At 55.4% G+C, this 23469-nt stretch carries 19 protein-coding genes; 16 read left to right on the forward strand and 3 right to left on the reverse strand.

Going from position 1 to position 23469, the window contains the following annotated elements; all coding sequences use genetic code 11:
- The first annotated feature begins 100 nt into the window (after window positions 1–100).
- Entirely contained in the window at window positions 101–703 is a 603-nt protein-coding gene (locus ACT3TR_RS06645) for a LysE/ArgO family amino acid transporter (protein ID WP_444624918.1), read from the forward strand.
- Between the two features lie 44 nt (window positions 704–747).
- Here the strand turns inward: ACT3TR_RS06645 and ACT3TR_RS06650 are convergent, their stop codons facing one another.
- Window positions 748–2883 (reverse strand): PhoX family protein, encoded by a 2136-nt coding sequence (locus ACT3TR_RS06650; protein WP_444624917.1) that lies wholly within the window; start codon window positions 2881–2883, stop codon window positions 748–750.
- A gap of 244 nt (window positions 2884–3127) precedes the next feature.
- Between ACT3TR_RS06650 and hemP the strand changes: the two genes are divergently transcribed.
- From hemP to ACT3TR_RS06725, 15 genes are all read left to right on the forward strand, one after another.
- Window positions 3128–3307, forward strand: a complete 180-nt coding sequence (gene hemP, locus ACT3TR_RS06655) for a hemin uptake protein HemP (RefSeq protein ID WP_441685707.1) — start codon at window positions 3128–3130, stop codon at window positions 3305–3307.
- 108 nt (window positions 3308–3415) lie between these two features.
- The gene (locus ACT3TR_RS06660) at window positions 3416–5392 is read left to right on the forward strand and encodes a TonB-dependent receptor domain-containing protein (protein WP_444624916.1); all 1977 of its coding nucleotides are present in this window, start codon (window positions 3416–3418) and stop codon (window positions 5390–5392) included.
- A gap of 46 nt (window positions 5393–5438) precedes the next feature.
- Window positions 5439–6491: a ChuX/HutX family heme-like substrate-binding protein gene (locus tag ACT3TR_RS06665; protein ID WP_444624915.1), complete on the forward strand. Its 1053-nt coding sequence runs from the start codon at window positions 5439–5441 to the stop codon at window positions 6489–6491.
- Entirely contained in the window at window positions 6488–7390 is a 903-nt protein-coding gene (locus ACT3TR_RS06670) for a heme/hemin ABC transporter substrate-binding protein (protein WP_444624914.1), read from the forward strand. The genes ACT3TR_RS06665 and ACT3TR_RS06670 overlap by 4 nt, the downstream gene beginning before the upstream one ends.
- Window positions 7387–8427: a FecCD family ABC transporter permease gene (locus tag ACT3TR_RS06675; RefSeq protein ID WP_444624913.1), complete on the forward strand. Its 1041-nt coding sequence runs from the start codon at window positions 7387–7389 to the stop codon at window positions 8425–8427. Before ACT3TR_RS06670 ends, ACT3TR_RS06675 begins: the two co-directional genes overlap by 4 nt.
- Window positions 8421–9182, forward strand: a complete 762-nt coding sequence (locus ACT3TR_RS06680) for an ATP-binding cassette domain-containing protein (RefSeq protein WP_441685697.1) — start codon at window positions 8421–8423, stop codon at window positions 9180–9182. Before ACT3TR_RS06675 ends, ACT3TR_RS06680 begins: the two co-directional genes overlap by 7 nt.
- A gap of 31 nt (window positions 9183–9213) precedes the next feature.
- Window positions 9214–9795: an RNA polymerase sigma factor gene (locus tag ACT3TR_RS06685; RefSeq protein ID WP_444624912.1), complete on the forward strand. Its 582-nt coding sequence runs from the start codon at window positions 9214–9216 to the stop codon at window positions 9793–9795.
- The gene (locus ACT3TR_RS06690; RefSeq protein WP_444624911.1) at window positions 9788–10789 is read left to right on the forward strand and encodes a FecR family protein; all 1002 of its coding nucleotides are present in this window, start codon (window positions 9788–9790) and stop codon (window positions 10787–10789) included. Before ACT3TR_RS06685 ends, ACT3TR_RS06690 begins: the two co-directional genes overlap by 8 nt.
- A gap of 68 nt (window positions 10790–10857) precedes the next feature.
- Window positions 10858–11469: a biliverdin-producing heme oxygenase gene (locus ACT3TR_RS06695; RefSeq protein WP_444624910.1), complete on the forward strand. Its 612-nt coding sequence runs from the start codon at window positions 10858–10860 to the stop codon at window positions 11467–11469.
- A gap of 411 nt (window positions 11470–11880) precedes the next feature.
- Window positions 11881–14853, forward strand: a complete 2973-nt coding sequence (locus ACT3TR_RS06700) for a TonB-dependent hemoglobin/transferrin/lactoferrin family receptor (protein ID WP_444624909.1) — start codon at window positions 11881–11883, stop codon at window positions 14851–14853.
- A gap of 144 nt (window positions 14854–14997) precedes the next feature.
- On the forward strand, window positions 14998–15567 hold the full coding sequence (locus tag ACT3TR_RS06705) for a heme acquisition protein HasA (RefSeq protein ID WP_441685688.1): 570 nt from the start codon (window positions 14998–15000) through the stop codon (window positions 15565–15567).
- 233 nt (window positions 15568–15800) lie between these two features.
- Window positions 15801–17588, forward strand: coding sequence for a type I secretion system permease/ATPase (locus tag ACT3TR_RS06710; protein ID WP_444624908.1), 1788 nt, complete (start codon window positions 15801–15803; stop codon window positions 17586–17588).
- On the forward strand, window positions 17585–18949 hold the full coding sequence (locus ACT3TR_RS06715; protein WP_441685684.1) for an HlyD family type I secretion periplasmic adaptor subunit: 1365 nt from the start codon (window positions 17585–17587) through the stop codon (window positions 18947–18949). The genes ACT3TR_RS06710 and ACT3TR_RS06715 overlap by 4 nt, the downstream gene beginning before the upstream one ends.
- Entirely contained in the window at window positions 18946–20310 is a 1365-nt protein-coding gene (locus ACT3TR_RS06720; protein WP_444624907.1) for a TolC family outer membrane protein, read from the forward strand. Before ACT3TR_RS06715 ends, ACT3TR_RS06720 begins: the two co-directional genes overlap by 4 nt.
- A gap of 28 nt (window positions 20311–20338) precedes the next feature.
- A complete protein-coding gene (locus ACT3TR_RS06725; RefSeq protein ID WP_318781454.1) occupies window positions 20339–20746 on the forward strand; it encodes a YbaN family protein in 408 nt (135 codons plus the stop codon).
- A gap of 35 nt (window positions 20747–20781) precedes the next feature.
- Here ACT3TR_RS06725 and ACT3TR_RS06730 read toward each other — a convergent pair whose 3' ends face one another.
- Window positions 20782–22047 carry a hydroxymethylglutaryl-CoA reductase, degradative gene (locus ACT3TR_RS06730; RefSeq protein ID WP_444624906.1) on the reverse strand — a complete coding sequence of 422 codons (1266 nt, stop codon included), beginning with the start codon at window positions 22045–22047 and terminating at the stop codon, window positions 20782–20784.
- A gap of 58 nt (window positions 22048–22105) precedes the next feature.
- A complete protein-coding gene (locus ACT3TR_RS06735) occupies window positions 22106–23467 on the reverse strand; it encodes a tripartite tricarboxylate transporter permease (RefSeq protein WP_444624905.1) in 1362 nt (453 codons plus the stop codon).
- Between the last annotated feature and the right edge of the window lie 2 nt (window positions 23468–23469).

Genomic DNA, 23469 nt, shown 5'->3' on the forward strand with positions numbered 1-23469 from the left:
CTAATGGCATATCAGTAATATTCGTTTTCCTTATACACGCAGCGGCAGCACACTTACCAACAATTTTATCAACATTACGTAGGGCGCTATGTGGCAGGGTGTGTGGCAAAGTTATATCAACGGCCTGCTGGTCGCTATCGGTCTAATTATGGCGATTGGTGCTCAGAATGCGTTTGTGCTCTCACAAAGCCTACGCCGTGAATATCATCTAGCCGTAGCGTTGGTATGCATGGTTTGCGACGCGGTGCTGGTAGCCGCGGGTGTATTCGGATTGGCAGGCATATTGATGCAAAGCCCGCTACTGCTCGGCATTGCGCGCTGGGGAGGCATTGCTTTTCTGCTTTGGTACGCAACCCAAGCACTGTGCCGCGCTTGGCGCCCCGTTACGCTTGAGGCAAACGGCACGCAGGCGCGTTCTTTCCACGCGGTGATGCTGGCGACACTGGCCGTGACCCTGCTCAATCCGCATGTTTATCTCGACACGGTCGTGCTGATTGGCTCGCTAGGTGCCCAGCAGCCAGTGCCGAGCGCCTACGCGTTGGGCGCGGCTAGCGGCTCGGCGCTATGGTTTAGCGCGCTAGCCCTGGGAGCTTCCTGGCTAGCACCCTGGCTATCAAAGCCGTTAACCTGGCGACTGATCGATATTGGCGTGGCCATTATGATGGCGACCATTGCCTTTCAGCTGATTGTCGATGGGCTTTAGGGCTATCGCCGAGTAGTTCGACGCTGTGCGCTACAGGGCTGAGGTTACACCCCCACCGGACCACCGTCGCGTTTCTGAATGACCACCGTCGCAGCCCGTGGGCGCACTTGACCGCTGGCGGCAATGGTGGCGTCTTGAACCAGCGCGCCGCCGTCAGCGGGCCAGTTGCCGGGGTGCTGAATATTGATAAACAGTGCGGTTTTATCCGGTGTGGCAAAGATACCAGTGACCTCCGAACCATTAGGCCCTACCGCGAAACGCTTTAGCTGCTGCTGATTACTACTATTAACCACCGGGCCGGTGCCTTGGATATCGCCCAGCCCGTTAGGTACTACCGCAAGCAATTGATCGTTTGTATATTCCGTTAACCCACCATAGCCATTATCGGTTTGAATCCAAAGAATCCCCTGGCCGTCACCACGCTCGTCGAACCACAGCCCATCGGGGCTCGCGAACTGGTTCATTTCGCTCAGGCCAGAGTGGTTATCCACATCGCTTGCCGCGGCACCAAACACAAACACTTCCCAGGTGAAGGCGTTCGGCAAACGGCTTTCGCGCCAGCGGATAATATGCCCCGCTTCGTTATTGGCACGCGGGTTGGACGCATTGGTGGGTGCTGTGCCATAACCAACGCCTAACTGCTCAATGTCGTCACCGGTATTGGTAAACGTCGGCGTGGTTTCTTCGGCGGTACGCTGAGTATTATTAGTCAGCGTGAGGTACACCTCGCCTGATGTAGGATCGACAGCCGCCCATTCTGGCCGGTCCATTGGTGTTGCGCCCATAAAATCCGCCGCATCGCAGGTATTAATGATAATTCCTGCGTGGTCGTCGTCTGCCAAGCCCAGCGCCACGGCTAGCGTGCGGCCATCCTGCGTTGTCGCATCAGGCGTCAGCGCTAGCCAATCACCACTGCCATCGGCATGGAAACGGGCCACATACAGCGTGCCGTTATCCATATATCGACTACCGATAGCCAAGCGGTCGTATTCTTCGCCGGGGCGGTTGGCATCAGCGGGATTCCAGGGGGCGTCAGAGACGTATTTATAGACATACTCATTGCGCGAATCATGTCCAGAGTAGTAAACCACCGGCTGACCGGCTTCCAGCTTGCCCAGCCAGCAGCCTTCATGGCGAAAACGACCCAGTGCCGTGCGCTTAACGGCGAGCGCATCGCTATACGGGTCCACTTCTACCTGATAGCCAAACGAGCGCGCCTCGTTGCGATAATCGTCAGCCGCGTGTTCACCTCGTGGAGTAATATCGAAACGGCCAAACTCATCGTTGTCCTCAGAGGCATCACCTGCCGAGGTATCCCAGCCATAGCGGCTTTTATCGGTAGGAATACCGATGCGCGCATCGTCCTGGAAACGTTCACCACGGTTAACGAAAATATCCGGCCAGTTCTCTTCGCAGGCAATATAGGTGCCCCAGGGAGTAACACCGTTGCCACAGTTATTGTTGGTGCCACGGGTCTGCATCCCCGACGGTGAAAACTGCGTTTTGACGTAGTCGCTGCCGGCGACGGGGCCTGCGATTTCCATCACCGTTGCGCTGGTAAAGCGGCGGTTATAAGACGAGCCCGGCACATGCGCCCAGTGGCCGTTGGCATCTTTTTCGACCTCAACCAGGGTGACACCATGGGCATTGATTTCGGTGCGTGACTCATCGGCGGGCCGCTTACCGCTTTCTGCATTAGTCGGACCACCCTGAGGTGCCCACAGCGCTTCTTGATCGATATATTCATTGTTAAGCGCCAGCACAAATCGACGCGAGGCGTTATCGGCATCCAGCGCAAACCCTGCCATGCCGTCATGGTGCATGCCCACACTCACAGCCTGGCGATCAGGCGTCATCGGCTGGTCAGCCTGCCAGGTATCGGCAGCGCTGAGCGGCGTACCCCAGGGTACTAGCACCTGTGCCACATAGCCTTCTGGCACCACTATCGCGTCAGTCAGTGAACCGTGTACGGCTTCGAAGGCCAGCGTCAGCGGTGTTTTTTGCGTGCCGTTTGAGGCAAGTGCCTGAGCGGCGCCACCAAAACTCAGCATTGAGGCCGCCGCCATGCTCAAGCCGCCACGCATCACATCGCGCCGAGATACATGTTTTGCCAATACCGCTGCGAAAGGTTCATTGCGGCTTGGGTTAAGCAGACGATGATCTTCGATCTCTTTACTCATGTTGGGTCTCCCTCGTATCGTTTTAAGCTAACGATTGAATTTCAAGAGACTTTAACTGAGCAAAATGACAGCGCGATGACGGTCTGCCTGCCTGTATATAGGTAAATTAAAGACACCTTTTGGCACAGTTGCTGCCATTAATCGCATGATGACAAGCGTTTACCTCCCAAAGCCTATTGAGTAGCATTCTCAACTCTGTTAAATTAACGCTAATAGTTATCATTAACACAGGAGTCATCATCGCATGCAGTTTCCCGACAAGGGCGCTGAGCAACGCCATGCGCCAGTAGTGGCGCCTATAGCGGCGCGTGAAGTGGATAGCAAAGAGCTGCTGGGAAGCGCTGGTCAGCTGATTATTCATCATGAACAAAGACGCTATATCTTGCGTCGCACCAAAAGTGGCAAGTTAATCCTTAACGCATAAGCACACCCTAATTTTAAAAACTAATACAGCAACAGCCAGCCATATTGCAGCCTAACTGCACTCAGCCAGCGATGTCTTCCACCTCTCTTTGTTGGAACTATCCGGCTCATGAAATACACATGCGCGTTCAGCGGCCTTTGCCTCACTTTTTCCCCTCTACTCGCCGCTTTTGCAGACGATGCTGAACTTAATCCGGTAACGGTGACGGGCACTCGCGCGCCGACGGACCTCTCTCGGGCACCGCTGATTATCGACATCATTAACCGCAATGATGCGGTGCTAGCAACGGCTAGCCGAGTGGAAGACATCCTTAGCCGCCAGCCGGGTCTGCATGTCGCTGGCCAGGGACGCCGCAACGGTCAGACGTTGAGTATGCGTGGTTTTGGTCGCTCAGGCGTGCTGATACGTTTAGACGGCGTGCGGCAGGATATTTCGACGGGCCATGTCGGCAACTTTTTCCTCGACCCTGGCTTAATTCAGGAAGTACAGGTAGCTCGCGGCGCCCTCTCCAGCTTATACGGCAGCAATGCGATGGGGGGTGTGGTCAGCTTTACGAGCGTTGATGCCGATGACCTGCTGGCACCTGGCGAAGATAGCGGCGTACGCCTTTCCGTTGGTGGCGCCACCGCTAGCGATGAATTACGCGGCAGCCTAACGGCCTTTGGCCGCCGCGATACCGCCAACGGCAAGGTGGATGGCTTATTTTCAGTCGGCCGCAGTGAGTCTGGCGATATTCGGCGCGCCGGTGGCGATCAAGCAGAGGAAGACGCCACCCTCAACAGCCTACTGTTAAAAGGCGGTTGGGAGCCAAACGACGACCAGCGGGTATTTATCAGTTGGCAGCATTACGACGAGCGCGCAACCCAGCCTGCCAACCCTCAGCAGCTTTCAACAGATGCCAGCAGCCCACTGCGTGACCGCGATGTTGAGAGCAATAACGTGCAGCTTGGCCATCGCTGGCAGCCTGGCGCCGCGACCGAGATCACCTCGCGGCTAACCTTTAGCCAGCAGGATATTGATGAGCCCCAGGCCAGCCGCTCATTAGAACGTATCGGCTTGCAAAGCGATGGCTACCATCGTATGGATCACGGCTGGCTCTCCCAAACACTGGTGTTCGGCGCCGAACTGGAACAGGCCCGCCAGCGCCCGGACGGCGAAGCCAACGGCTTCCCAAAAGCCGATATTGATACCCAAGCCGCGTATTTAGATACCACGCTAACGGCGGGGCGCTATTTGTCTGATGGCGGCGCGGGTCAGTTTGATGTTGGTTTGGGTGCGCGCTTTGATCGCTACGACGCTACCGGGCAAGACGATGGTGACAGTGTCCATGATCAAGTATCGCCACGCTTTCGTCTTGCCTGGCGTCCTGATGATGCGCTGATGCTGTTCTCTGGCTACGCCGAGGCTTTTCGCGCACCTAGTCTCTCCGAGCTTTACGCCAACGAGCGTCATTTTGCCGGTTTCTGCGCCGGGCCATTTTTCTGCACCCCGGACAACTACTGGATACCCAACCCCAATCTTTCCCCCGAAACCAGCAGCACGTGGGAAAGCGGCGTGGTCTGGCACCAGGGCGATTGGCAGGTACGCGCCAGCTATTTCGACACCCGCGCGGACGACTTTATCGACACTCAGGTCGACATCATGGCAGGCACTACCCAGGCGGTGAACATTCAACGTGCTCAGCTATGGGGCTATGACGCCCGCGTGACATGGCAGCCTAGCGCTCTCCCATCACTGACCAGCTTTGCCGGTCTTTCGGAAGTCTCCGGCAAAGACCGCGACTCTGGCGACCCACTGGGCAGCCAAACACCGCTAGAAGCAACGCTGGGCAGTGAGCTGGCGCTCTATGGCAGCAATATTCGCCTAGGTTGGCAAAGCCGATTCGCTCAATCCTTCGATAAGCAGAGCGACGACGAGCGTCTACCTGGCTACGGCCTTCACGATTTACATCTTGCCTGGCGTCTTACTCCGGCCGTTGACACCTCGCTGCGGCTCGCCAATGCAGGCGACAAAGTGTGGTACCGCCCCGATGGCAGTCTAGGCGATGGGCGCAGCCTATTCGCGACGCTCAACTGGCAGTGGTAACCCAGATAGTCATCAACCCACTCAGTGACCTATGCAGAGGTAAGTCATGATTGAGTCTCAACAAATCGCTATTTCCGAAGCTTTCGACGCGGCGCGAGCGGCCCAGCCACGGCTACCCGCGATTGACATTGCCGAGCGCTTAGCGATTAGCGAAGGCGAACTCCAGGCCGCCCGCCTCGGGCGCGATGTGTGGACGCTACCCTTAGCACCGAATGAACTTGCCGCTTACCTACCCCAACTGGGCTGTGTTAAAGCGCTCACCCGCTCTCGCTTAGCAGTACTCGAGCAAAACGGCGATTACCCTGAGCTAAACGGCGGGCCGCAAACGGGGCTGTTGCTTGGTCCCGGCGGCCTAGATCTAAGACTGCTCTATTCGCACTGGCACTGGGCCTGCTTAATTCGGGACACGATGCCGCCACTCGAAGGCAAAGAGACATGGCGCTGGAGCATTCAGGTGTTTGATCGCCATGGGTGCGCTATCCACAAATGCTTTGCCCTCGAAGACCCGCTGCCGCGCCCTTGGGACGAACTAATGGCCATGGGCAATAGAGATTCGCCAGCCTTTACCCAGTTAGCGCCACGCTTACCGCGACAGCTTCCCGACACGCCCTCTCTCGCCAGCGAGTGGAGCGCGATGCGCGATGTCCACCAATTTTTCACGCTACTGAGACGGCATCAATTAGAGCGTATCGAGGCCAACACGCTCATGGAAGGTCGTTTCACCCGAGCCTTGCCTACCAATGCACTGGAAACATTGCTAACCCAGGCGAGCCAACAGGCTCTGCCGCTTATGCTCTTTGTGGCAAGCCCCGGCTGCGTGCAGATACGTACGGGCATCGTCCCTCCTCCGCAGCGCGCCCGCGGTTGGCTGAACCTATTTGGCGATCAATTCACCCTGCACATTGATGACACGGCGGTTAATCACATCTGGCAAGTCAGCAAGCCCAACCGTGATGGCGGCGTTACCAGCATTGAAGCCTTCGATAGTGAAGGGACTCTTGCGCTGCAAATTTACGCTGAACGCCAAGAAGGTCAGGTAGAAAGGCGAGACTGGCGGCAGCTACTAAGCACGCTGGAAAGCTGTGCGGAGGTTGCATGACTCAGCAGCACGTGGCTTCCCGCTTAGTGGCCATGATGACACTGGCATGGCTGTGCGTGGGCACCCCTCTCGCCCATGCCGACGAGCAACCGTCGACTAACGAGCGCTGGGTAGTCCTCGGTGGTGATATCGCCGAAACACTGGCCGCACTGAGTGCCGACGCCAACGTGATCGCTCGCGACGATACCGTCCTTTATCCCCCGGCCATGGCTGACTTACCTTCGGTTGGTTACTTACGCCAGCTCTCTGCGGAAAGCGTGCTGTCGGTTCAGCCTGACCGCGTGCTGGCCGCCGAGCATGCCGGCCCGAAAGAAGTGCTGGAACAGCTGACGGCAGTGGGGATAACGATCGATATTATCGCAGCCCCCAACACGCTAGAGGCTATTCCTGCCAAGGTCCGCGCGGTGGCACAGCAGACTAATCGTCAACGTGAGGGAGAGCGGCTAGCAGTGTCTTTAACCGCAAAGCTGGAGCGCCTAGCCGCGCTGCCTGCACTGCCGCCGATCCGAGCCATGTTTGTGATGCAACATAGCGGTCTGACGCCGAGAGTAGCGGGAAGCGGCACGGCAGCCCATACCGCCTTAGAGGCCGTTGGACTAGAAAACGCGTTTGCAACCATGCAGGGCTATCACAATGTGGGCGCCGAAGCGCTGGCGAAAGAAGCCCCCGAGCTGATGATTATGTCGCAGCGCGGATTAGATGCCTTGGGTGGCGAAACGGCGCTATGGCAACTACCGGGAATGGCATTAACGCCAGCGGGCCATGCGCAGCGCTTGATAATCATTGATGACCAGGCGCTGCTCGGCTTTGGCCCCCGTGCGCCGGATCAACTCCTCGCGCTACGCCAACAGGTAGAAGCGTTATTAACCGCGCCAACGACGGCTCGGACTAATCAATGACCATTAGCCTAAGCACGCACCGTCCTCGTGCTTGGCTGCCGGCTAGCCGCGCGCCGCGCGTTCTTATGGGCTTAACCATTGCGCTGATGATCGCCTTAATGTGGGGCGCGGCCTCGGGGGTGCTGGGCATTTCCCCCTGGGCGCTCATAAGTAGTAGCACCAGTGAGCTCAGCGTGCAGGTGTGGTGGCAATTGCGCTTACCCCGGCTGCTGCTAGGCGTTGCCGTTGGCGCCATGCTGGCAGGCAGCGGCGCCGCCATGCAGGGCTTGTTTCGCAACCCGCTGGCCGACCCAACGCTGCTCGGCCTAGCCAGCGGCGCGGGTCTCTTTGTCGCGCTGTGGATCGTACTGTTTCAAGGCAGCGCGATGGGTAGCCTTTATGGTCAGTTCGCAGCGGGTTTTTTAGGTGCGTTAAGTGTTTGCGTCATCGTCTTTGGCTTAGCAAAACGCCAAGGCGGCAGCAGTGCGGCGGTCATGACGTTGCTGTTAGCGGGCCTGGCGATTAACACGCTGGCAGGTGCCGGTGGCGGCGTGCTGGCCTTCATCGCCAACGACGAACAGCTGCGCCAACTCAGTTTATGGGGCATGGGTACGCTCACTAACGCGTTATGGCGTACTACCGCCATCGCGCTGGTACTGATTAGCATTGCACTGTGGATGCTATTGCGCAGTGCCAGCGAACTCGACCTGCTGCAGCTTGGCGAATCCACCGCCCATGCGGCAGGACTAGATGCCTCGCGCCTCAAGCGTCGCGTCGTTGTCGCCACCTCGTTAGGCGTCGGGCTGTGCGTTGCACTGACCGGTGTCATTGGTTTTCTTGGCCTGCTAGTTCCCCACTGCCTGCGTCTGTGGCTAGGACCCAGCCATCGCCTGCTGCTGCCCGCGTCAATGCTAGGTGGCGCACTACTGTTGGTCGTCGCCGACACGCTGGCGCGCACACTAGGCGCACCGGCAGAGATTCCGGTGGGTCTGCTCACAAGCCTCCTGGGTGGGCCTTACTTCCTTTACTTATTGATGCGCCGGAGCTCGTCATGCTGACCCTGCATAAAGCGGGATTATCGACGATGCCCTCCTTAGCCCCCATCGACGGCACCATTCGCCCTGGTGAGCTACTCGCTATTGTCGGCCCCAACGGCGCCGGTAAAAGCACGCTACTCAGCATGTTGTCAGGCTATCGCCCTTGCGAGGAGGGCGAAGTACGTCTGGATGGTCGTTTACTACAGGAATGGGAGATAGATGCCCTGGCCAGCCGCCGTGCGCTGGTCGCACAGCAAGAACCGCTGGGCTTTGATTGGCGAGTGGAGGAGTTGGTGTGCTTAGGCTGCAACCCAGAAAAAGCGCTCATTGCCGAACTGCTCGATGACTTAGATCTCATCCATCTTGCTAAGCGCAGTGCGCTTACGCTTTCCGGCGGCGAACGCCAGCGTGTCATGGTCGCGCGAGGCGCCTGCCAGATTCTCTCCAGACGCTCTGCTACCGCCCATGATGGTGGTCTTTTGCTATTGGATGAACCTACAAGCGCACTGGACATTGGCCAACAGCAGCGACTCATGCGCCAGCTGCGTGTCTGGGCTGAACAGCATCAGATGGCGATCGTCTGTGTGCTGCACGACCTGAATCTGGCCAGCACCTACGCTGACCGAGTGTGGTTGCTCAATAAAGGCCAGCGCATTAGCCACGGCTTACCAAACCAGGTGCTTAGTCTCGACACTATCGCTGATATTTATGCAGCGGAACTCCAACTCATTCGCGCCAGCCCTGCAGCGGCGCCTTTTCTTGCCCTTAGACCTTGATGCTTTTATTTATGTTATGAGCGAGCTTCGCATGACTAAGCCCCCTGCTGTGCTGCTGCGCATGTTTCTCAACGAAAGGCACCGTCTCGTTAAACGCATCAAGCAAGTCGTTGGAAGTACTAGTGTCGCAGAAGACTTAGCGCAGGACACGTTCGTAAAGCTGTGGCAGCGCTCCTCCAAAGACGCCGATACCGCGGGTTTGCTGCACCGTACTGCGCAAAATTTAGCGTTGGACTATTTGCGCTCTCAGGCAGTACGACGGCGTTACCAAACCAATGAACTAAATACCGCTGCTGATGAGCCGCCTCAGGCACCAAGCCCAGAGCAGATAGCGAATACGATGCAACAGTGGCAGCGGCTTACCGAGCAACTCAACGACTTACCGCCAAGGACAAAGCGTGTCTTCTTACTTAATCGCATTGAAGGTGAGACCTATAACGCGATTGCTGAACGCCTTGGCATTTCTATTAGCACCGTTGAAAAAGACATGATGCGGGCAATGCGACTGTGTCGTGAATGGCAACGACAATCAATTAATGAGGAAGAAGCACCGGCTAAACGTTGTATTAATAATAACAAGCCACGTATTCAGAAAGGGCTAGATCGTGACTAAGCCAAATGAACCTACACGTCAGCAAGCGCAAGAGCCTATTTATGACGACGACATCATTGATGAGGCCACCGCTTGGCACCTAAAAATCAAGGACGAAAGCGCAACACAACAAGATCATCAGGCCTTTCAAGTTTGGTTAAACGCCATGCCCAGCCATTATCAAGCCTACCAAGAGGCAGTGCATCTTTGGCAAGCGGTTGAAGCCCCTGCTCGCCTTCTTGCTATTCAGTCATCACCCGCCAAACCCACACGGGTAACGGAACGAGCATGGGGATGGGCAGCGGCTGCGCTGTGCGTATTGGGCTTGCTGCTAAGTTTTGAATTATGGCGTGAGCCCGGTCACTGGGATCACCTAATGGCTGCGACGATAACAGCACCTGGGCAAACACAGCACCTCCAACTGACCGATGGCTCAACGCTGCTACTTGATGGCAATAGCGCGATAAAGACTGATTTTAAACAGACGCAAAGGGGATTAACGCTACGCCGCGGTCGCCTCTGGATTGATGTCGCCAAAGATGCTCAGCGACCGTTCCTCATTACGGCGGGAGACACCTTAGTACATGTTGTAGGAACTCACTTTTCTGTCATGCGTAGCGGGGGCCAGGTAACGGTCACAGTTGCAGAAGGACAGGTGACCGTCAGTGATAGTACCGACCGCCAAGCCATGCTGGTGGGCGGCCAGCAAATTACCATGCAAAACGGTGAGCTCGGCCCTATCTCATTCGTAGAGCTACCTCTGGCGCTTTCTTGGCGGGAGGAAAGGATCGTGTTTGATGATGCCGCAATGAGCGAAGTCGTCGCGCAGTTAGAGCGCATGCTGCCAGGTCGCCTTCTTTTGGATACCCAAGCGTTTGACGACGTGCGCCTTTCAGGCAGCTTCCCGGCGAACAAACCGGTGGCATTACTCGACACATTAACCAATGTCTTTGATATCACCGTCCATCGCTTGCCGGGCAACATCGTTTGGCTGCGTCCGTCGCATACCGGCTGATATCACACCGAGGAGAAGCCAACTCTGTATTTGCCCCTCTTTACTCACCTAACTGTCGCGAGTGACTTATGGAAGCACTACTCCCCCTCTCCAAAGGGGCTAACACACTGCCGCTAAGCAAGCGCTTAAAGCTGGATACACATTCTGCCCATGAGCGTGTGGATCAAGCCATTATGGCGCTATCTCCTTTCGCCAGTCTTGAAGGCTACCAACGCTTTCTTTTTGTGCAGTATCAGTTTCAACGCCATACAGCACCTCTCTATCAACAAGAATCGCTATGCACTTGGCTGGCAGGATTAGCCGAGCGTTGCCGGTACGACGCGGTAATCAGAGATTGCCAAGACTTAGCCATTCACCTGAACGCATTGGACGAGCACGCCCTTGTGCCACCGACCATCGGCTCACAGGCCGCAGCGCTTGGCTGGCTGTACGTGAGTGAAGGCTCAAACTTAGGCGCAGCCTTCTTATTTAAGTACGCCAGCCAACTCGGGCTTTCCGATAAATTTGGCGCCCGGCATCTAGCACCTAGCGACTCCGGTCGCGGTCTGCACTGGCGTCGTTTTACCGCTCAGTTGGATGCCGTCTCTTTGGAAAAGCAAGAGGCAATTCAAGCTTTAAACGGCGCCAGAGACGCTTTTCAATTCGTCAAGTCGCTAGTATCAGAAGCATCAAAAAGATAACAGGGAATGGCAATGAATCAGATGATAAAAGCCCTCATATCCAGGCTACGTGCATATGGCCTTCCCATCGCCTCTCTACTACTCAATTGGTGGGCAGCTAGCCTATTTACAATCACGTTACTAAGCGGATGCCTAGGCACTCTTTACGGACTACTCCATGAATCACATACAGCTTGGTTCTGTCTGCTGTGTGCAGTTTTAGGCGGGGCCCTAATACATAGCATGATGATTGTTATTGCACTGACGATTTCAATAGTGGCTGAGCCTACGTGTGAGCTGGAGCAGCATGAACCACAAAGCTAAAAAAATACTTAACTAAAAACTCATTTTTAGATGAGGGAAACCCTCTCTGCAAACGTTAATGATCATACAAACGATTATTATTAACATAAAAAAGGGAGCATGACGTCCATGCACTGCAAGGGTTTCCCATTCAAGTCGCTTGCGGCAAGCCTCAAGCCAAACCACCCGCCCACCTTCAGATATGCCGTCACGGCTGTCATGCTCGGCCTGCTCATCAGCCAGGCACATGCCCAGTCATTACCCCCGAACGCCGCCGACGCTGTGCAGCAAAATCCACTACAACAACGTTATACGTTTGATCTTCCTGCTCAGCGCCTGCTCTATTCCTTGGGTGAATTTACAGCCGCAACACAAATCGCTGTAGTGCGCCAAGATGGTGAAGCCATCAATGGCATCGCCCCTGCGCTACAAGGCGAAATGACCGCCGATGAAGCGCTACGTGCCCTTCTGACGGACTCTTCACTAACAATCTCATATCGCAATGGCAGAACCGCCGAGCTGCTGGAGCCAGCAACCTCGCTCACCGTGGGCAACCAAACGGCCTTTAGCACCCTGACCGTATCGGCTGACCGTATAGGTGACGATTGGGTCTATCACGAACCGCGTTCGGTCAGTGTGATCAGCCGCGAGCAGATTGATCGCTTACCGCCACGTCACGCGGCGGACATGTTGCTTGAGACGCCGGGTGTCTACAGCGCAGTAAATACTCAGGACCCGGCGCTTTCGGTCAATATTCGTGGCATGCAGGACTTTGGCCGCGTCAACATGATGATCGATGGTATGCGTCAAAACTTTAACGAGAATGCCCACCAGCAGCGCAATGGCAGCATGTATGTGGACTCCGAGCTGCTGAGCGAAGTGGTCATCGAAAAAGGCCCCAGTTCAAGCATAAACGGTGCAGGCGCCATTGCTGGCAGTGCTAATTTCCGCACCCTTAACTATGACGACATCATCATGGAGGATAATAATGTCGGTGCTCGTATACGAGCCAATACAGGGATAGGCAATGAAGGTAATGGCGTCAATTTTATTGGCAGTGCCGCGATAGCGGGACGTTTTGGAGATCAGCTGGAACTGCTGGCAGCGAGGAGTCGGCGAAGCTTGGGCGAATACTCGCCGGGTCGCCGAAAGGAAAGCTTTGATTGGCTTCTTGTTGGCGTACAAGACGGTATTGAGGGCCGCAATAGTGAGCAGGCTGTCGACCGCGTTAAGTTCAGCGATCAGACCCAGGACTCCAACTTATTCAAGGCTCGATGGCACCTGACACCCGAACAATCGTTGCAGTTCACCTACCTGGATACCGACATTTCCTACAACAACGTCTCCGATCGCCGGATTGTCAACTCCGGCGATGGCAGTGTACTTGACGGCGACGATGCATGGCAGAAACGCGGTGATGCCCAGGCGACGTCACAATCCATCGGGCTGGAATACACCTTCAACCCTGACTCCAACTTGGTTGACCTTGACGCGAGAATTTATCGCGTTTCCACCGATAACGAGCGCTATACCCAGGAGGGGCGTCCGGTGATGGCGGGCGATACCAACATGACGGAAACCGCCTGGAACCTCGGGCTATGCTCAACGCCTTTTCCTGATAGCTGGCGTAAGCAGTGCGAAGCAGGGCTTGGCTCTAATGTCACAACAAGCATCGATACCTATGGCCTAGCCCTAGAAAACACATCAAGGTTCTCATTAGGTGATGTTGAGGGCTTCCGCTTCAATCACGGCATCGAATATTTCCAAGACCGAGGAGACTCCAGTACCGAATATGACCGGCGTGGCAGTACCATCACTACATCCGAAAATACGCTTCAGCCCCGTGGAAAGCGCAGCATCGCCAGCGCCTTCGGCAATTTAGTGTGGGAAAATAACACATGGACACTAGGCGGTGGCCTACGCTACGACTACTACCGTCTCAAGGGCGATACCCGCGTTATGGGAGTGGAATGGTCCTACTTAACCCGTCAGGAAAAGTTTGACCAAAGGTTCGACGAGGCAGCCCAGCAAAGGATGCGTGATGCTGGCACCTATGATCTTATCTTTAATCGTGGTCAGTATGCGCCTGGCTATGACTCGGAGCATGGGCTGTACGCATATGAAGTTAACAATCGCGAGGACAAGCTGCTGCCGACTCTGCAGGCAGCGTATCGACCCTCTAGCTGGTTAGAGCTATTCACGAGCTGGGGTGAATCCTGGCGCCCACCGGCACTGACCGAAGCACTAATGGAGGGCAGCCATCCCAGTGACCCCTTCGCCATCATGTCCCCTAACCCCTACGCAGAGCCCGAGACCTCTCGCAGCTGGGAAGTAGGTTTTAATACCGTGTTTCAGGGATTGCTGACGGACAATGACCGTTTCCTTAGCAAAGTGACCTACTACGACACCCGCGCAGATAACTATCTAATTACCAGCATGGCCAATGCAATGCCCGGCGTAGTGGCGGGTGCTGGGTTGGGTAATACCATGTTCATCAATAACCGCCTTCCCATGAATTTTCGTGGTATCGAGCTGGAACTCGACTACGACGCCAGCAATTGGTACACGCGTCTGAACTACACCCACGTGCTAGGCGGTGACCAAGGTTTCTGCCAGGAAAGATGGCCACTGGGCAGCCATCAACCCCAGTTTGATATGCCTGATAAGGCGGGCAACTATACAGAAGAGCATCAGATGGCGATCGAAAATGGCTACGACTCTTACGAAAGCTTCCTTGATCAACAGATGGTCTGCGCGGTTGGAGGCCAGGCGGCGGGCTATGGCATGAACAGCGCCCGCAATTTGCCAATGGACCGAGGAAGCTGGGTAATCGGTACACGCCTATTCGACGAAAAGCTGGATATGGGTACCCGACTCAACTACAGCGCCGAGGGCAAGCCAGAAGATTTCGAATACGCCATCTGGCCCAGCTACGTTACCTGGGACCTCTACGCAAGCTACCGCTTCAATGACCATCTACTAATGCGAGCCTCCATCGAGAATCTACGTGACCGTAATTACGTCTCAGGATACTCAGATATCTTCTCCCGCACCTATGCGCCAGGTCGTACAGCAATGGCAGGAATAGAGTTGCAGTTCTGATGCTATAGCGGTTGCTGTAGCTGTAGCTGAAGGCTCATATCCCTTTAGGGTATGAGAAGTGGGCATGGCGATAATGCCCGTTAGAGCTCGCCGGATAGGCCGACGAGTCTCTCTTAATCAAGTAAAACGAAAGGAGTATATAAAATGTCTATTTCCTATACTTACGATGAAAACAACTTCCCTGGTGAATTTGCAGTAGGTAGCCTAGAAAGTTTGCTGCTGGCTTTCCAGAGTGACGGTGTCGACGGTGAACACCCTTCTAATACTGGCGGTTTCTACGAAGATGGCAGCCTCTCATCCAATCCTTTCTCTGGTGATACCTATGCGATGGCCCTCAATGGAGGTGACTTCGCCTTCTCGGCAACGGGTGATATCACTTACGACTTCCCCAGCCATACGCTACACGGCACCCTGACTGGGTTGACGCTGGGAGGCGGCCTAAATAGTGATGGCACGGTATCCGATGACTTCATCACTTTTGACTTCAACGCGCCGCTGGATGGTGATCTGGCCGATGGTCGAGAGAATGCGGTCCACGACGTAATTTGGGGCTTAATGAATGGCTCAGTGGAGGGTTGGGACAGCAGCAGCTCAGTTAGCCAGGGCGGCTTGCTAGCAGTACTGGACGATGCTGGTCTGCTTGGCGATGCCATTCCGGCTTCTGCAACCGGCGTTCAAGAGTTCAGCGAATTCGATTTCGCTCTGGCTGCGTGAGCAACGCCATCGCTATAAACAGCTAATAAAAAAGGCAAGGGGAATCCCCTTGCCGCAACGTTCAAACACCGCGTCATGGGCTTTATGCCTTGGCGCGGTGCCTCGGCATTCTCGCCCGATGAGACGAGAAGTCAAGCAGAGACGTGACCAAAGCACTAATGAGAGAACGAATTCGAGACGAACTGCTATGGCGATTCGTTGATTTGTTACGTCTATTTTCAGGGACATAGCCAATGACCCCCTCCCAACGCCAGCCCGGAAACGAACTCTACCGAGCACTCGGCCGCTATCGCGGCACACTGCGCTCGGTAGGGCTGTTCAGTGCGGTTATCAATCTACTGATGCTAGTGCCGCCGCTGTATATGCTGCAGGTCTATGATCGCGTACTGGCTTCCGGCAATACCACCACGCTAGTGATGCTAACCGGCATGGCACTGGGGCTGCTGGCGTTAATGGGCGCCTTGGAGTACATACGCAGTCTGGCAGTCATCCATATTGGCGAACGCTTCGATGAACAGTTGGGGGAGCGGGTTTACGCTGCGGCCTTCGAACGCGGGCTAAGCGGCCAGGCTGCCCAGGCGGGGCAAGCTACACGTGACCTTGACTCGCTGCGCCAATTTATCACCGGCAGTGCGGTATTCGCGTTCTTCGATGCTCCCTGGTTCCCGTTGTATTTGCTGGTGATGTTTATGTTCCACCCCTGGATAGGTTGCCTGGCCCTGGGGGGCGCCGTGCTGCTGGTGGGCTTAGCGTGGCTGAATGAACGGCTTTCCCAGCCGCCGCTGCGTGAAGCGGGTGCGCTTTCTGTACAAGCTAATGCCATGGCGGAAGCACAATTGCGCCATGCCGATGCCATCGAGTCGATGGGTATGCTGTCGGCCTTTACCCGCCGTTGGTCGCATTTTCACGATGGCTTTGTTGCGCTGCAAGGGCTGGCCAGCGAGCGTACCGCCCTGGTCACCGCTATTTCTAAAAGTTTACGCGTCGCGTTGCAGTCACTGGTGTTGGGGTTGGGCGCCTGGCTAGCGATTGGCGGGCAGATCAGCCCTGGCACGATGATCGCGGGTTCTATCCTGATGGGCCGTGCGCTCAGCCCCATTGATCAGGTCATCAATGCCTGGCGGCAGTGGTCATCGACACGGCTGGCTTACCAGCGTTTGGGTAACCTGCTAGCAGCACACCCGGCCCGCCAATCAGGCATGGACCTACCTGCCCCGCTGGGCAAGCTTGATGTGCAGTCGGTGAGCGCCATGCCGCCCGGCGGAAAAACACCCACGCTGGTTCAGGTGGGCTTCCAATTGGAAGCAGGCAGTGTGCTCGGTGTTATCGGGCCTTCGGGATCAGGCAAATCTACTCTGGCTAAACTACTGGTGGGCGTTTGGAAGCCGAAGATCGGTACTGTCCGGCTAGATGGTGCCGATATCCAACGTTGGAACAAAGCGTTGCTGGGGCCACATATCGGCTACCTGCCTCAGGATGTCGAACTTTTCGCCGGTAGCGTGGCAGAGAATATCGCCCGTTTCAGCGAACCAGAGCCCAATACAGTCGTCGAGGCCGCCAAAACCGCGGGCGTACACGAACTGATTCTGGCCCTCCCCAATGGCTACGACACCTACTTGGGAGATAGCGGAATCGGCCTTTCGGGCGGGCAGCGCCAGCGTATTGCCTTGGCCAGAGCGCTCTACGGCCCCCCTGCGCTCGTCGTCTTGGACGAACCCAATGCAAGTCTTGATGACGCCGGAGAAAAAGCACTATTGGAAGCGTTGCAGCGATTGCGCGAACACCACGTTACGGTGGTGCTGATCACCCACCGCCCTCAGGTACTCAAAGCTACCTCTCACTTGCTAGTACTACGTGAAGGCCGCCTGCAGAAGCTCGGCCCCACTGAAGAGATCTTGCAAGCCCTGAGCGCTGCCCGCCAAGCGGCGGCACCTGCCAATGGCGCGATGGCCACCCCGTATGCGCAAGGCGCTTATACCTACGGTAATGTTTCCATCAATCGTCAGGAGCAGCGCGCATGACCCTTCGCGATATCTCGCAGGCGCCGCCTGCTGCAAAACTGCATACCTCCACAGCCACACCGGACTGGCAAGCACTCGCCATGCACCGTAAGCGACGACCACTACGCATAGGGAGTTGGCTACTGCTGGGAGGCTTAGCACTGTTTGTGGCTTGGGCAGCCTGGGCACCGCTGGATAATGGTATCGCGGTACCGGCGACAGTGGTCGTCTCCGGCAATCGACAGGCGGTCGAGCATCCAACCGGCGGTATTGTTGAGCGGCTTTGGGTACGTGAGGGAGAACAAGTGGAAGAAGGTCAGCCGCTGATCAGCCTCGATACAGCACGGCTGCAAAACGAGACAAGCGCGTTGCGACTGCAGCGGGCTTCATCATTGGCTGAAACTGCACGCCTGGAAGCGGAACGTGATCACCTTGATACCTTTATCACCCCGGCAGAGCTCGCTAACAGCGGAGATATCGCCATCGAAACGCTACTGACCTTACAGCGCCAACTGTTCGCCAGCCGGCGTAATGCGTTGTCAGCCGAACTCTCAGGTATCAACGCTAACCTGGATGGACAGCGAGCAAGGGCGTCGGGCCTTGTATCCTCGCTGGCTCAGCAGCATATTCAGCTGTCAGTCCTGAGAGAACAGCGCAATAACCTGCGCGAATTGTCGACCGACGGCTACATTCCTCGTAACCGGCTGCTAGAGATTGAAAGTAGCTACGCTCAGCTGCAAGGCGATATTGCTTCGGCCACCGGCACTCTGCAGCAAACTCGACGACAAGTCGATGAATTGCAGTTACGGCACGCCCAGCGCAATGAAGAGTCTCTGCGTGACGTGCAGGATCTACTGGCCCAAGCACGCTTACGTACCCAGCAGCTGGCTGCTCAACTCACCAGCATTGAATTCGATCTGGCCGACGCCCAGATACGTGCTCCCCGCTCGGGCACAGTGGTGGGACTGACGCAGCATACCGAAGGCGGTGTCGTTCAACCCGGTGCCCTACTGATGGAAATTGTACCCCGCAGTGAACCCCTCTTAGTCGAGGGACAACTACCCGTTGAACAGATTGATCAAGTTCACCCAGGCCTCCCGGTAGAGCTTGCGTTTACCGCGTTCGAGCGTAGTAGCACACCACGCATACCCGGGACTGTTAGCCACGTTTCTGCTGACAGGCTAATCAATGAACAGACGGGGCTGCCTTATTACCGACTGTATGTAGAGATAGCGGCAGATGAACTCACTCCACTGGGTAATCAACCGCTCAAGGCGGGTATGCCAGTCGAGGCATTTGTACGCACTGGCGAGCGCACGCTGCTCAACTATATGTTCAAGCCGCTGCTGGACCGTGCACGCACAGCCTGGGGGGATGCATGATCCGAACGGCATTACTTCGATATCATACTTGGCTGTTGATAACCTACATCTGCTGGCCTTTCAGCGCGCACGCGCTAGATTTTCGTGAGACCTATGAACTCGCCAAACAGCACAACCCAGGTTGGCTGGCCGCACAGAGTGAAAGTGCAGCTGGGCAACAGGAGCGAGCCCTGGGGCGCTCGGCTTTATTACCCACACTTAGCTATCGCTACTCACGGGGCGAAAACTGGTCGGAAGTGCTGCAGGAAACACAGCGAGGCACAACCACAAGCGATATGAATTACTCCAGCTACTCGTCTGCCTTCACGCTGACGCAATCCTTGCTGGATGCTGCAGCTTTCGCCCGCTATCAAGCAGGCAAGGCACAGGCCGAAGCTGCTGTACTAACACTTGAACGCGCCCGTCAAGCACTTGCTGTTCAAGTCCTACAGACTTACACCGGGGTGCTTTACGCAAATGACGATATCGAGCTGGCTAAAGCCCACCTACGTGCCCTACAAGAAGAAAATGAACGCAGCCAGCGCTTTATCGATTACGGTGAAGGCACCCGTACTGACCAATTGGAGATTGCCGCTCAGTCACGCTTGGTGGAAGCTCAACTGATCGAAGCCGAAGATCGCTTGAATGACGCCCGCAATGAACTGCACGCTCTGACCGGCACAGTAGCACCACCTGCTTCACTCGCCCCACTGCAGGCCGGTCAGCTAGCCCATAATGTGCAAACCACCCAGGAAAACCCAGTGTTATCTCTGGAACACTGGCACGAACTTACGCTCGCCCATAATCCTGAACTAGCCGCACAGCGCAGTCTATTGGAAGCAGCACGACACCAATTGCATCAGCAGCGTGCCGGACATCTGCCGAGTGTGCGCTTGTACGCGCGAAGCCAGATATCCGACTCCAATTCAGAAAATATGATTGGGCAACGTTACGACACCGACAGCATTGGCGTTGAGGTTAATCTATCGCTCTATTCAGGCGGCCGGGTTGTCGCTGCTAGCCGCCAGGCAGATAATACCTATGAACAGACGCGTCACGAGCTAGATGCCGCAACAGTAGCGCTACGCAATGATGTTGAACGCCAATACCGTCTAACCCGTAGCAGCCAACAACGCATTGAGGCCTATCAACATACTGTTACCGCTGCGACGGCACGCCTGGAAGCTACGCGTAAAAGCATTCTCGGCGGTGAGCGAACCAATCTGGATGTGCTAAACGCCGAACGTGGACGTTTCGAGGCACTGCGCGATCTATCCCGCGCTCGCTATGATTACCTGTTGGCTTGGTTAACACTACGCTGGCAGGCTGGCGTTCTGGATAATGATGATATTGACCAGATCGCGGGATATTTCGCGCCATGAAAAAAGGTTATAAACGAAGGAGCCTGAGGTGACGCCAAAGCGCTTCCAAAGAAAAGCCTCAATGCTAGTACGCGGACTGTGGGTAGCGATCGCAGCGCTGAGTTTTAGCATCGGTGTACTGGGCATTTTTTTGCCCTTACTTCCCACCACCGTGTTCATGCTGATCGCCGTTTACTGCGCCTCTAAAGGCTCGCCACGTTTTGAGGCATGGATTCGATCAAGGCACTATGTTGGCCCGCTACTGGTTACCTGGGAACAAGAGCGCGCCATTCCACGGCGCGCAAAGCTGGCAGCCGTTAGCATGATTGCATTGAGCGGGCTAATCACCGTCTGGACTCTTGGCCCTGGCTGGCGGAGCTTGGCCATTATCGTGCTACTAATAATAGTGGCGGTGTGGCTGGCAACCCGGCCGGAACCATCTTCTTGCTCGAAGTAAGCTGCTTTCGGGTTGCATTAAATGGATTAATCCCGCTATTTCTTCTTTTTGCGTAGCTGTACTAATGCTTCCTGCGCTAAATCAACACGTACGCTCCCTCCCCTCACCAATGCCTCAGCCACTCGTGCAATCTCTTCACCTTCAGCTCCCGCCATTAACGCGATATTTTTAGCATGCAGCGCCATATGTCCTTTTTGAATACCGGTCGTGGCTAACGCTTTTAACGCTGCAAAGTTCTGCGCTAACCCGACGGATACGATGATGCGTGCTAATCGATCAGCGCTCTTAACGCCTAAAATATCGAGGCATCGACGAGCGGTAGGGTGCGCCCGTGTGGCACCACCCACCAAACCCACGGGCATCGGCATTTCAAGGGTGCCCGTCAGGTTGCCATCACGATCTTTCTCCCAGTGGGTAAGGGAGCGATACCGCCCAGTCCGAGCGGCATAGGCATGAGCACCCGCTTCAACTGCACGCGTATCATTACCCGTCGCCAACACCACAGCACTCACCCCGTTCATCACTCCCTTATTATGAGTAGCCGCTCGATAAGGGTCCAAATCAGCGAAACGATAGGCCGCCAGAATTCCATCACGTACCGATGCTCCGCCTATGTGGTCAATATGCCAGGTCGCCCTGACTCTTGCTAAACGGCGATCAGCTAAATTCGATAGGATACGCAGTCGGCTCTCTCCTCCCGACCACTCTGCCAAAGAAGGAGCGACAGCTTCAGCCATGGAGTTGACTGCATTAGCCCCCATCGCGTCACGCACGTCCACCAACAGGTGGACAATCACCATGCCATCAAGTACACGAACTTCTAAATCGCGAAAGCCACCACCATGCTCTAAAAGTACGGGGTCCGTCGCGTCACAAATCCGCTTAATTTCATCGCGGGCATCCAGCAAACGTAACCTAGCAAATTCTGGATTAGCTACTCCAATAAGTTGCACCTGAGCAATCATAATGGGGGACGACGTATCCGTATAAAAACCACCTGAATCACGACACTGCCTCGCTGCATTACAAACCGCGGCAACGACAGATGACTCTTCCGTCGCCATAGGAACCAGCGGCTCTTCCCCATCAATGATCAAGTTAGTTGCAACACCAATAGGTATATTTAAGGTGCCGATGACATTCTCAATCATACTATCGGCTGTTTCTGCTGGCAGGTTCCCGGTGTCCGCTAAATGCGCCTCGCCGGCAGCATCAAGGCCACTCATATCGGCAACGATACGCAGCCGCTCTCGGGGTGAAAGTTGATAAAACCCTGGAATTCTCGATGTGCTCGTCGTCATAACCGTTACCTAAACTTGGATAAAGTATCGCGGTGGTGAGATATGTCCATTTGAGCGGTCAGGCCAACCAGCCCATGAGCCAAGGAGCAGCGTACAGCGTCATAAATTGTACGCCATAGTTCACACCCCAGCGGTTCAAAAGACCGGCAACAAGCGCTAATACCCCTACACCTAAAATCCCCATAACGCCTGCGTCCATAAATGCCAGAAGCATAACGAGCGAGAAGAACATCGCGAGAAAAGCCTCGTGAGGAATCCGCTGGAAAACAAATACGCATATATGTCGGGCATAGCGCACGGCAATGGGATAAGTAATCAGCAGCGCTACACTGGCCCCCAAAATACTGGCCACCGCGATTTCACTAAAACTCATCAAATGGTGAGCATTCTGTTCTAACGTCAGCACTGGCGGTGCATTAAAGAATGCATTGCCAGGACCAATTGCCATTGGACTCATGGGAATGCCGAGCGCGGCGAGGGGTATTAAAATACCCGCGATATAAGCGGCATTAGTGACCGCATCCATTGAGGAAAGCGCACGGCTGGCTTTTTCTACCGTTCCCTTGACCCAACTCGACATAACCTCACCCAGAAAAATCGTTATACCGACGGGGCTCATAAAGAAAGTGACCGACCCCAGCACCGAACTAGCTGTCGCTGAAACTGCTTCTTGCCGAGTCAAAATTCGAAAAGGATTGGGAAAGCGACCAGTGTCGTTGCTGTTATCAGTGGCATAGATTTTTATTGTTTTAGGCTCATGAACCGTCATTTTGCGGCGCTCTTCACGCACAGTCAGCTGCGCCAGATTAAAGATCATCGGGCCAATAGTGATGCCTAAAAAGAACGAGATGAAAACTACTTGGCCTTCAGGAATAACCCCCATGCCCCAATAAAAGTGGCGTAGCGCTTGGATCAGTGCAGCCAATATGACAATGCTGATGAGGCTGATCACTTTTTCACGGCTCATTAGCGCTAAAAATACGGCGCCGACAAAAAAGATCTGGCTGGCGTACTGACTCAATACATCCGCCAAAGGCGTCAGCAAAAATGCCAACAACAAACTCACGGGGATGGCGACAAGGGTTCCAATGACCGAGCCCGATGCCATTTTGCGAATTGCTAACGTAGCGTGACCTTCCCGCTTGAGGATCATTGCGTGCTCGACCATCGGCGCTGACATTACGCCACCCGGTATCCCTGCCACCGAAACGGGTATCGAATCCGTCAGCTTCTTTGCCACAATAGCGGCCATAAAAAAAGCCAGCACGACAGGAAGAGGAATTCCCGCAACCACTAGTGCCAGCGTCACGGGGGCAAGCACCGCCGTTTCATCGGTGCCCGGTGCAACACCAATGGCGGTATAGACCACTACACCGATCAAAGCGGCAAGTAACATCTGCAGAAGCAATATGACATCCATTT

The organism is Halomonas sp. AOP12-B1-6, from assembly GCF_052379225.1.
In the GTDB taxonomy this organism is placed as follows: domain Bacteria; phylum Pseudomonadota; class Gammaproteobacteria; order Pseudomonadales; family Halomonadaceae; genus Vreelandella; species Vreelandella casei.

Excerpts from the sequence above, each read along its gene's own strand:
- ACT3TR_RS06650 (WP_444624917.1), bottom strand. The coding sequence starts at position 2,883 with ATGAGTAAAGAGATCGAAGATCATCGTCTGCTTAACCCAAGCCGCAAT.
- hemP (WP_441685707.1), top strand. The coding sequence starts at position 3,128 with ATGCAGTTTCCCGACAAGGGCGCTGAGCAACGCCATGCGCCAGTAGTG.
- ACT3TR_RS06660 (WP_444624916.1), top strand. The coding sequence starts at position 3,416 with ATGAAATACACATGCGCGTTCAGCGGCCTTTGCCTCACTTTTTCCCCT.
- ACT3TR_RS06665 (WP_444624915.1), top strand. The coding sequence starts at position 5,439 with ATGATTGAGTCTCAACAAATCGCTATTTCCGAAGCTTTCGACGCGGCG.
- ACT3TR_RS06670 (WP_444624914.1), top strand. The coding sequence starts at position 6,488 with ATGACTCAGCAGCACGTGGCTTCCCGCTTAGTGGCCATGATGACACTG.
- ACT3TR_RS06675 (WP_444624913.1), top strand. The coding sequence starts at position 7,387 with ATGACCATTAGCCTAAGCACGCACCGTCCTCGTGCTTGGCTGCCGGCT.
- ACT3TR_RS06680 (WP_441685697.1), top strand. The coding sequence starts at position 8,421 with ATGCTGACCCTGCATAAAGCGGGATTATCGACGATGCCCTCCTTAGCC.
- ACT3TR_RS06685 (WP_444624912.1), top strand. The coding sequence starts at position 9,214 with ATGACTAAGCCCCCTGCTGTGCTGCTGCGCATGTTTCTCAACGAAAGG.
- ACT3TR_RS06695 (WP_444624910.1), top strand. The coding sequence starts at position 10,858 with ATGGAAGCACTACTCCCCCTCTCCAAAGGGGCTAACACACTGCCGCTA.
- ACT3TR_RS06700 (WP_444624909.1), top strand. The coding sequence starts at position 11,881 with ATGCACTGCAAGGGTTTCCCATTCAAGTCGCTTGCGGCAAGCCTCAAG.
- ACT3TR_RS06705 (WP_441685688.1), top strand. The coding sequence starts at position 14,998 with ATGTCTATTTCCTATACTTACGATGAAAACAACTTCCCTGGTGAATTT.
- ACT3TR_RS06710 (WP_444624908.1), top strand. The coding sequence starts at position 15,801 with ATGACCCCCTCCCAACGCCAGCCCGGAAACGAACTCTACCGAGCACTC.
- ACT3TR_RS06715 (WP_441685684.1), top strand. The coding sequence starts at position 17,585 with ATGACCCTTCGCGATATCTCGCAGGCGCCGCCTGCTGCAAAACTGCAT.
- ACT3TR_RS06720 (WP_444624907.1), top strand. The coding sequence starts at position 18,946 with ATGATCCGAACGGCATTACTTCGATATCATACTTGGCTGTTGATAACC.
- ACT3TR_RS06730 (WP_444624906.1), bottom strand. The coding sequence starts at position 22,047 with ATGACGACGAGCACATCGAGAATTCCAGGGTTTTATCAACTTTCACCC.
- ACT3TR_RS06735 (WP_444624905.1), bottom strand. The coding sequence starts at position 23,467 with ATGGATGTCATATTGCTTCTGCAGATGTTACTTGCCGCTTTGATCGGT.